Source organism: Polynucleobacter sp. AP-Latsch-80-C2, assembly GCF_018882185.1.
In the GTDB taxonomy this organism is placed as follows: domain Bacteria; phylum Pseudomonadota; class Gammaproteobacteria; order Burkholderiales; family Burkholderiaceae; genus Polynucleobacter.
This window is the reverse complement of record NZ_JACVOY010000058.1, coordinates 1-214: the sequence shown is the minus strand read 5'-3', so window position 1 is coordinate 214 and position 214 is coordinate 1. Positions and strand designations below refer to the sequence as shown.

Sequence of the window (214 nt, the reverse complement as noted above, 5' to 3'; positions counted from 1 at the left end):
ACACTACTATCAATTGTTGAGCTAAAAGTAATATCGCCACTCGTGCCTGCTGCAGAGCTAGTTAATACAATATCACTACCCAGTGTCACTGCGCCAGTGTAGGTTTGAGCACCGGTGGTGGTGATTGAACCGTTTAAGGTGATGCCGCTCGTGGTGGTAGAGAAGCTCGATAAACCGGTCATTCCGGCTACGCTCACTGCGCCAGTACCGGCAT

1 protein-coding gene is annotated in these 214 nt (G+C 50.5%); it reads right to left on the bottom strand.

All coding sequences use genetic code 11. From position 1 onward, the window contains the following. The coding region (locus ICN47_RS12865; RefSeq protein ID WP_216220306.1) for a hypothetical protein at positions 1 to 214 on the bottom strand (214 nt) is incomplete at both ends.